Source organism: Methylorubrum podarium, from assembly GCF_022179745.1.
Lineage (GTDB): Bacteria > Pseudomonadota > Alphaproteobacteria > Rhizobiales > Beijerinckiaceae > Methylobacterium > Methylobacterium podarium.
On the sequence record NZ_BPRD01000109.1, the window covers coordinates 1 to 1365 of the forward strand.

At 68.6% G+C, this 1365-nt stretch carries 2 protein-coding genes; both read left to right on the top strand.

Annotated elements, in window-relative coordinates; all coding sequences use genetic code 11:
- The coding region (locus MFF42_RS05835) for a CdiA C-terminal domain-containing protein (RefSeq protein ID WP_444980414.1) at nucleotides 1-750 on the top strand (750 nt) is incomplete at its 5' end.
- 12 nt (nucleotides 751-762) lie between these two features.
- On the top strand, nucleotides 763-1272 hold the full coding sequence (locus MFF42_RS05840) for a hypothetical protein (protein ID WP_238254898.1): 510 nt from the start codon (nucleotides 763-765) through the stop codon (nucleotides 1270-1272).
- Nucleotides 1273-1365: the final 93 nt, after the last annotated feature.

Consider the following 1365-nt stretch of genomic DNA (forward strand, 5'->3'; position numbering starts at 1 on the left):
TTCGAGATCGACGTGAACGCCCTGCTGGCGGCCGATCCGCCACCCTCCGCCGGGCCGCCCGGGATGGCGCCGGCGCCGGTGCTGCCGGGCCTCGAAGGGGTCACCCCGGAGGCGCCGGGCGTCGCCGGCCCGCTGCCGGGCCTCACCGCCGCGCCGTCGGCCCCGCCGGTGCCGGGCCTGACGCCTCCGGAGGCGCTGCCGCCGCTGCCGGGGTTCGGGGCGGCCGATCCGGGCCTTGCCGGACCCACCGCACTGGAGAGCCGGTCCGATCCGGGTCTGACGCGACCGATGGGAGCAATCAACGGCACGCCGTCTGGCTTGCGTTCGAGCAATGTGGAGGGTGCGGAGCTTGATGATCAGCAACAGGTCGACTCGGAGAACCAAGTCGCCGACCGTTTGGCGGCGCAGGGCTACGCGGTCGTCCAGAACCCAACCGTCGGTCCGGCACCGGCACTGGCTCCGAAGCAGATGGAGGACCTCGGCCTCAATCCGACCAGGAACCCGGACCTGCTCCTCAACGGCCGCGTCTTCGACACCTACACGCCGGTGGTCGACAAAGCCGAGGCCGTCCGTGGCGGCATCTACGTCAAGGTCGTCGAAAAGAAACAGACAGACCGCGTGGTGGTCGATCTGCGCAATACGACCCAGACGGACGCCGCGGTCCGCGCGGCCTTGCGCGCCGATCCGGTGCCGGGCCTGAAGGAAGTGCTCACCCTCACCGCGGCGGGGCTCGGCCGCGCTTTCCCGTGACAAGGCTTCTCGATGGGCATCGAACAAGGATTTCATCTCGACACGTCGGCCTCTCGCCATGATCTGCGCGATGCACTCGTACGGGCCGGGATCGGACTGGAAGCGCTGCCGGATTTCGAGCACATCAGCCAGGCTGCGAGCAGGGCGACGCTGGTCACCATCATCGAGAAGGATGATCCGGCGCTCGGCGCGGGCCATAGACTGCGACCGGACAACGGCGTGCTGGCCACCCGCTCGGTCTGGTTCAGTCTGCGTGATCCCACGCTGAGCCGCCAGTATAACACAGAGACAGTCCGCGGGGTCATCGCCCTGCTCAAGGCCTATCCCGACGCGGACGCCTACCTCCTGCTGTACGATGCGGCGATCCCGGCCCTGCTCTACAGGAACGGCCGGCTGGTGCTGGCGGAACAGCTCACGCGGAATAACAGGAAGTGGGACGCGGAGCATCAGCCATACCGCGCGCTGGTGGATCTGCCTTACACGATCGCGCCGCTCGGGCCGTGGCCGGATGTGCCGGCCTAGAAACGCAAGGCGTGAAGCTCCGTCGAGGACGGAAGGCGGCACCGCAGGGTCGGCTGTGTTCCGGCCGGTGATCGCTTCGAGATCGACGTGAAC

What these genes read in the sequence shown, in the direction of transcription:
- MFF42_RS05840 (WP_238254898.1), top strand. Translation starts at nt 763, where the DNA reads ATGGGCATCGAACAAGGATTTCATCTCGACACGTCGGCCTCTCGCCAT.